Consider the following 6,702-nt stretch of genomic DNA (forward strand, 5'->3'; position numbering starts at 1 on the left):
GCTCTCCCAGCTGAGCTATACCCCCAAACTGTTTGTCCCGGTCTTGCGCTCGGAACAGTGGATAGTATAGCAGAAAAACACGGGGCTTGTCAACAGAAAAAACAAAAAAATTTTGCTTTTAAAAAGAAGACAGGCTGGCGGTGCAGGGCGGTGGATGACAAACAAAGGCGGGCATGCTATAATACAAGGCGAATTGCTGCAATCAAAAGGAGAACATCCATGGAGAATTACTTTCACCCGTGCCTGACGGATGATCAGATCCGTGCCATCAGCTCCATCGGCCTGGCCCATATGGGGGACGCTGTGTTTGAGATTCTGGTGCGGACCTGGCTGTGCGCCCATGGACGGGCCACGGGAAGAGGCCTGCATCAGGCCACGATCCGCTTGGTGTGTGCTGAATCCCAGGCGGAAAAAGCCAAGCGGATTCTTCCAATTCTGACGGAGGAGGAGCTGGGGGTTTTCCGGCGGGGCCGCAACGCCCAGGTCCATACGGTGCCCGGACATGCCACCCGGGCCCAGTACGGCGAGGCTACGGCGCTGGAGGCACTGATGGGCTGGCTGTGGCTCAAGGGACGTCTTGAGCGGGCCAATGAGCTGTTTTGCATCATGATGGAGGAGGAGCCCCATGCCGTTTGACGCTGTTTGTTTGCAGGCTGTGCTGCAGGAACTGCGGCCCAGACTGCTGGGACTGCGGATCGACAAGGTCCAGCAGCCCGCTCGGGATCAGGTTATTTTGCTGCTGCGGGGAAACCAGCGGCTGCTGCTCAATGCCGGGGCCAATGCCCCCCGCATCCAGCTGACGGAGCTGACAAGGGATAATCCGGCGGAACCGCCCATGTTCTGCATGCTGCTGCGCAAGCATCTGGTGGGAGCAAGGGTGGCTGCCATCACTCAGCCGCCTCTGGAGCGCCTGGTGCGGCTGGAACTGGATATTACGGATGACTTTGGCCAGCCTGGCCGCCGTACGCTGGTGCTGGAAGCCATGGGCCGCCGGTCCAACCTGATCTTGTTGGATGGGGATGGCCGCATCATCGATTGCCTGCGTCGGGTGGACGCGGAGATGTCCGCCAGCCGCCAAGTGCTGCCGGGGCTTTACTATGAGCCGCCGGCCTCCGTGGGCCGGCTCCCTGTGACGGAGGAGACAGAGGAGGGGTTCCGGGAAAAGCTGGCGGAAGCCAATCCCGAGCGGCAGGCAGACACCTTCTTGCTGGACGCGTATTTCGGTATCTCCCCCCTGGTGGCCCGGGAACTGGCGTTTCGGGCGGCGGGAGAGACGGACCGGCGCTTGTGCCAGATGGGGCCGGCGGAGAAAGAACGGCTGTGGCAGGAGCTGGAACAGCTGATCACCCGTATCCGGGAGGGAAACTTTACACCGGTGTGCTTGCGGCAGGACGGCCGGGCGGCGGACTTTACCTATCTGCCCATTGCCCAGTATGGAACGAAGATGGAGTGCGTTTACTGCGGCAGCTTTTCCCAGATGCTGGATGCTTTTTATGAGGCCCGGGAGCAGCAGGAGCGGGTACGGCAGCGGGGGGCGGATCTCATCCGCACCGCCACCACCGCCCGGGACCGGCTGCGGCGGAAGCTGGCCCTTCAGGAGAAGGATTACGCCGCCATCCAGAACCGGGATCAGCTGCGGATCTGCGGAGATCTGATCACTGCCAATTTTTACCGGATGGAGCGGGGGCAGAGCAAGCTGAATTGTGAGAACTACTACGACCCCCAGTGTGCGCCCATCACCATCCAACTGGACCCGCTGCTCACGCCGCAGCAAAACGCTGCCAAATATTATAAGCGGTATACCAAGGCCAAAACGGCGGAACGCTATCTCCGGGAGCAGATGGCCATTGCCCGGCGGGATCTGGAGTATCTGGAGAGCATTCTGGAGGAGATCGCGGAGGCGGAGACGGAACAGGATTTCATCGACATCCGCCACGAACTGCGGGATGCCGGGTATCTGCGCAGCCAGGGCAAGGGAAAGAAGGAACTCAAGCGGGTCAGCCGTCCCCGGGAGTTCCGCACCAGCAGCGGATTCCGGGTGCTGGTGGGCCGCAACAACCGGCAGAACGATAAACTCACCCGGGAGGCGGATCACCGGGATCTGTGGTTCCACACTCAGAAGATCCACGGCTCTCATACGATCCTCTGCACCGGCGGGGCTCCGGTGGACGATGAGACACTGACGGAGGCTGCCAAGATCGCTGCATGGTATTCCCAGGCCCGCAGCAGCGGGAACGTGCCGGTGGATTACACGGCGGTCAAAAATGTGAAAAAGCCTGCCGGTGCCCGGCCGGGCATGGTGATTTACAGCACCTGTCAGACCCTCTTTGTAACGCCGGAGGAGGAACTGGTCAAGCGCCTGCAAAGCAGGTGAAGCCGGCGGAATAAAGAAAACGGGAGCTCGTCCGGCTGTGCCGGGAGGAGCTCCCGTTTGTGGGTTTTAGGCGGCGTGAGGCGCGTGGCCGTTTTCCTGATCGGTGCGGAAGAGCAGGCTGATGCACCACAGGCCGGCCAGGCCGACCAGCGCATAGATGATCCGGGACAGGATGGACAGCTGGCCGCCGCAGAAGAATGCCACGGTGTCAAAGCCGAACAGGCCGATGCCGCCCCAGTTCAGGGCGCCGATGATGGCAAGCGTCAGTGCGATCTTATCAATCATCTTGCAAAACCTCCATTCTTGGATTTGCGGTTAGCCTGCCCGCCGACAGGAGGGTTTATGCACAGTTGCTGCTGGGAGGATTTTCCGACGGAGCCCAGAGCAAATTTTGAAATGCGGCATGCTGCGCTTTGCGTGTTGAAAAGCGGATAGGGATTTGCTACAATGAAAAATCATCCAAATCAGGGCGGCGTTTTGCGCGAGACCCGAAGAAGGGAGAAGTGTGAATGAATATCGTATGCTTGGATATGGAGGGCGTTCTGGTGCCTGAAATCTGGATCGCCTTTGCCGAGGCCAGTGGTATCCCGGAACTGCGGAGGACCACCCGGGATGAGCCGGATTACGATAAGCTGATGGCCTGGCGGCTGGGCATTTTGAAGGAGCACGGCCTGGGCCTGCGGGAGATCCAGGAGACCATTGCCACCATTGATCCGCTGCCCGGTGCCCGGCAATTTCTGGATGAGCTGCGCACGCTCACCCAAGTCATCATTCTCAGTGACACCTTTGAAGAGTTTGCCCGGCCGCTGATGAAAAAGCTGGGCTGGCCCACCATCTTCTGCAATGCGCTGGAAGTGGCGCCCTCGGGGGAGATCACGGGATACAAGATGCGCTGCCAACAGTCCAAACTGACCACGGTGAAGGCGCTGCAGTCCATCGGCTATGAGACCATCGCCAGCGGCGACAGCTACAACGATCTGGGGATGATTCAGGCCAGCAAGGCGGGCTTTTTGTTCAAGAGCACGGAAAAGATCAAGGCCGATCACCCGGAACTGCCGGCCTATGAGGAGTTCGATGATCTGCTCCGTGCCATCAAGCAGGCGCTGTAAGCCGGACGCCGTGGGGCGTTCAAGGAAAGGATAGCGAAGCAAAGTATGAATCAGGCATTTGACAAGCTGGGATTTTATCCGGCGGATATTCTGTTGCCCCGGAATGTGGACATGACGAAGTGGGCCGTAGTTGCCTGTGACCAGTTTACCTCTCAGCCGGAATACTGGCAAGCGGTGGAGGAGACTGTGGCGGACGCACCGTCCGCGCTGCGGCTGATCCTGCCGGAGGCAAAGCTGCACAGCCCCGATGTGGACCGGGAGATCGACGCCATCAACAGCACTATGAAGCAGTATCTGGATCAGGGGCTGTTCCGGACGCTGCCGGAGTCCCTGCTTTACATTGAGCGCACGCAGTCTGATGGCCGCGTGCGCCGGGGCCTTGTGGGCATGGTGGATCTGGAGCAGTATGATTTCACGCCGGGCTCCGGGGCGTTGATCCGTGCCACTGAGGGGACGGTCCTCTCCCGGATTCCGCCCCGGGTGCGGGTCCGGCGGAATGCTCCTATCGAATTGCCCCATGTGATGCTTCTCATTGATGATCCGGAGCGGACGGTGATCGAGCCGCTGACTGGTGGACGCGGGGAGATGGAGCCTTTGTATGACTTTGATCTCCAGCAGGGCGGCGGCCACCTGAAGGGCTGGCGCCTGACGGCGGAGCAGATGGATGCCGTGGCGGATGCCCTGCGGGAACTTGGCAGCCGGGAGGCTATGGAAAAGAAGTATGGCCTTGGAGATGTGCCGCCGCTGCTTTTTGCCGTGGGAGACGGAAACCACTCCCTGGCCACTGCCAAGCGTTGCTATGAGGAGCTGAAAAAGGTGACGCCCCGGGACCAGTGGGCGGATCTTCCCGCCCGGTACGCCCTGGTGGAGGTGGTGAACAACCACGACAACGCCCTTGAGTTCGAACCCATTCACCGGGTGCTTTTCGGGGTGGAACCGGAGCAGGTGCTCCAGGCGTTTTTGGACTTCTATCCCGGCGCGTATGAGGGCCGGGGCACAGGCCACGTGATCGCCTATACCAGCGCCGGACGCACCGGTTTCCTGACGGTTCCCGAGCCGCGGATGCAGCTGGCAGTAGGAACCCTTCAGGCATTCATCGACCAGTACCTCCAGGAACATGGCGGCGAAGTGGACTACATCCACGGAGATGATGTGACTGATCAGCTGGGCGCGAAGCCCGGCAATATAGGCTTCAAACTGCCTGCCATGGGCAAGGAGCAGCTGTTCAAGACTGTGATGGCCGACGGGGTCCTGCCCCGTAAGACCTTCTCCATGGGCAATGCGCAGGATAAGCGATATTATGTGGAGGCACGCAAGATCCGGTAAAGAACCGAGGCGACCGTCCCCCGCGGGAAAAATTTTCCCTGCGGGGGACTTCCTTTTTTGTAAAGAGTGTGTTAAAATTTAACTAAAGAAATGAGGAGGAACGCACGATTGATTGGATGATTTAACCAACAAGAGGAGAAAGGAGCACCATATGACAGGATTGCTGCAAGGGACCGTGCTGTTGAGCGGGAGTTTGATCTTTTATATTCTGTTGCTCCTGCCGATTGTGTTTTTGCTGGGAATCAGCATCGTCTATATCGTGGTGGACGGAATCCGAAATTTCCGAAACCGGCGGGGATATGATTAACAACTCAGTGGTTTTGCAGGCCTCCGGGATTTTCCCGGAGGCCGCTTTCTTTCTGCTGCTTCGTGTGTTAAGATATCCCTACCAAAGCCCATGCAGCAGCCGCACCCAGGCGGCAGGTATCTTGGGAGAGATTCATAGGAGAGAAAACCATGAGAAGCGTTACGATGCCGGCACATGCAAAGCTGAATCTGACATTGGATATTTTAAGAAAGCGTCCGGATGGATACCACGACTTGCGGATGGTGATGCAGAGCATTGCACTCCATGATGTGGTGACGGTGCGCACGGAAACCGGAAGCGGAGAAATCACGGTCCATACGGATCGGGAAGATCTGCCCGGCGGGCCGGATAACATCGCCTGGAAGGCGGCCCGGGCGTTTTACGATGCCGTGGGCCAGGAGAGCAGCGGCACGGAGATTGTACTGGAAAAGCACATTCCCATGCAGGCGGGAATGGCTGGCGGCAGTGCAGACGGCGCTGCGGTGCTTCTGGCGCTGCAGTCGCTGTATGCGCCGGAGATGCCGCGGGAGGCGCTGGAGCAGGTCGGTTTGCAGGTGGGCAGCGATGTGCCCTTCTGCGTCCGGGGCGGTACGGCGCTGGCGGAGGGCCGGGGCGAGGTGCTGACGGACCTGCCGCCGCTGCCGGACTGCTGGATCGCAGTGTGCAAGCCGGATTTCGGCCTGTCCACTCCGGCGTTGTTCCGCCGGGTGCGGGTGGATGCGTTGCAGGGACGACCGGACCACGACGCCATGAAGCGGGCTCTGGCCGCGGGCGACTTGCCAGCGGTGGCCCGCCAGATGCGCAATGTGTTTGAAGAGGTACTGACGGTGCGGGAGCGCCAGGAGATCATGTATCTCAAGGACGTGATGCTGCGCTGCGGCGCATGCAACGCGGTCATGACCGGTTCTGGCCCCACCGTCTTTGGACTCTTTGAACGGAAAGCGGAAGCGGAGCGGGCTGTGGAGGCATTGCGGAATCACTATTCCCAGCTTTTTTTGACGACACCGCTCCAACGGGTATAAAACATCGGATTTCCGTCCACACTTTGGCAAACGGCCCCGCTGGGGCTACATACAAAGGACGGAGATTTGATGAAACCTGTAACTGTACAAAGTGCGCACAGCCGAAAACTTCATGTTTTGGAAATTGCGCTGCTGCTGGGCCTGGCGATTTTTTTCGTAACGGGCGGCGTGGCCCTGCGGACCCAGGATCAGCTGGCGGAGAAAGTGGTGCGCCTGCATATTCTGGCAAATTCGGATTCCGAGGAGGATCAGGCGCTCAAGCTCCAGGTCCGGGATGTGGTTCTGGCGCGGGCCACAGAGATTCTGGAGCAGTCCGCAGACCGGCAGGAGGCAGAGGCCAGGCTCCGGGGGCAGCTGCTGGAGCTGGAGCACCTTGCGGCGGAGGAGATCCGGGCGGAGGGCTATGACTATCCGGTAACAGTTGAACTGACGGACACCCCGTTTCCCACCCGGGAATATGACGGGTTCACCCTCCCGGCGGGAGAGTATCTGGCGCTGCGGGTGGTGATCGGCGCGGGAGAGGGACACAACTGGTGGTGCGTCGTCTTTCCGCCGCTTTGCACC

Annotated in this window: 8 protein-coding genes; 7 read left to right on the forward strand and 1 reads right to left on the reverse strand. The window is 59.8% G+C overall.

Annotated features, from left to right (window positions below):
- Positions 1-219 precede the first annotated feature (219 nt).
- Together QZL67_RS00025 and QZL67_RS00030 are read left to right on the forward strand one after the other, a co-directional pair.
- Positions 220-636 carry a Mini-ribonuclease 3 gene (locus tag QZL67_RS00025; protein ID WP_022288742.1) on the forward strand — a complete coding sequence of 139 codons (417 nt, stop codon included), beginning with the start codon at positions 220-222 and terminating at the stop codon, positions 634-636.
- Entirely contained in the window at positions 626-2,374 is a 1,749-nt protein-coding gene (locus QZL67_RS00030) for an NFACT family protein (RefSeq protein ID WP_022288743.1), read from the forward strand. The genes QZL67_RS00025 and QZL67_RS00030 overlap by 11 nt, the downstream gene beginning before the upstream one ends.
- A gap of 66 nt (positions 2,375-2,440) precedes the next feature.
- Here QZL67_RS00030 and QZL67_RS00035 read toward each other — a convergent pair whose 3' ends face one another.
- Positions 2,441-2,659, reverse strand: a complete 219-nt coding sequence (locus QZL67_RS00035; protein ID WP_022288744.1) for a DUF378 domain-containing protein — start codon at positions 2,657-2,659, stop codon at positions 2,441-2,443.
- Positions 2,660-2,883: 224 nt separating this feature from the next.
- Here QZL67_RS00035 and thrH point away from each other — a divergent pair, with 224 nt between their 5' ends.
- The 5 genes from thrH to spoIIR all read left to right on the forward strand — a co-directional run.
- Positions 2,884-3,483 carry a bifunctional phosphoserine phosphatase/homoserine phosphotransferase ThrH gene (gene thrH / locus QZL67_RS00040; protein WP_022288745.1) on the forward strand — a complete coding sequence of 200 codons (600 nt, stop codon included), beginning with the start codon at positions 2,884-2,886 and terminating at the stop codon, positions 3,481-3,483.
- A gap of 45 nt (positions 3,484-3,528) precedes the next feature.
- Positions 3,529-4,809, forward strand: a complete 1,281-nt coding sequence (locus QZL67_RS00045; RefSeq protein ID WP_022288746.1) for a DUF1015 domain-containing protein — start codon at positions 3,529-3,531, stop codon at positions 4,807-4,809.
- A 151-nt stretch (positions 4,810-4,960) separates the two neighbouring features.
- A complete protein-coding gene (locus QZL67_RS00050) occupies positions 4,961-5,116 on the forward strand; it encodes a hypothetical protein (protein ID WP_022288747.1) in 156 nt (51 codons plus the stop codon).
- 149 nt (positions 5,117-5,265) lie between these two features.
- Positions 5,266-6,138: a 4-(cytidine 5'-diphospho)-2-C-methyl-D-erythritol kinase gene (gene ispE, locus QZL67_RS00055; protein WP_022288748.1), complete on the forward strand. Its 873-nt coding sequence runs from the start codon at positions 5,266-5,268 to the stop codon at positions 6,136-6,138.
- 69 nt (positions 6,139-6,207) lie between these two features.
- Positions 6,208-6,702, forward strand: a 495-nt coding sequence (gene spoIIR / locus QZL67_RS00060) for a stage II sporulation protein R (RefSeq protein WP_292919554.1), incomplete at its 3' end; no start/stop codon positions are given.

Origin of the sequence: Oscillibacter sp. CAG:155, from assembly GCA_000436875.1 — a bacterium.
GTDB lineage: Bacteria > Bacillota > Clostridia > Oscillospirales > Oscillospiraceae > Oscillibacter.

What these genes read in the sequence shown, in the direction of transcription:
- QZL67_RS00030 (WP_022288743.1), top strand. Translation starts at nt 626, where the DNA reads ATGCCGTTTGACGCTGTTTGTTTGCAGGCTGTGCTGCAGGAACTGCGG.
- QZL67_RS00025 (WP_022288742.1), top strand. Translation starts at nt 220, where the DNA reads ATGGAGAATTACTTTCACCCGTGCCTGACGGATGATCAGATCCGTGCC.
- QZL67_RS00035 (WP_022288744.1), bottom strand. Translation starts at nt 2,659, where the DNA reads ATGATTGATAAGATCGCACTGACGCTTGCCATCATCGGCGCCCTGAAC.
- ispE (WP_022288748.1), top strand. Translation starts at nt 5,266, where the DNA reads ATGAGAAGCGTTACGATGCCGGCACATGCAAAGCTGAATCTGACATTG.
- QZL67_RS00045 (WP_022288746.1), top strand. Translation starts at nt 3,529, where the DNA reads ATGAATCAGGCATTTGACAAGCTGGGATTTTATCCGGCGGATATTCTG.
- QZL67_RS00050 (WP_022288747.1), top strand. Translation starts at nt 4,961, where the DNA reads ATGACAGGATTGCTGCAAGGGACCGTGCTGTTGAGCGGGAGTTTGATC.
- thrH (WP_022288745.1), top strand. Translation starts at nt 2,884, where the DNA reads ATGAATATCGTATGCTTGGATATGGAGGGCGTTCTGGTGCCTGAAATC.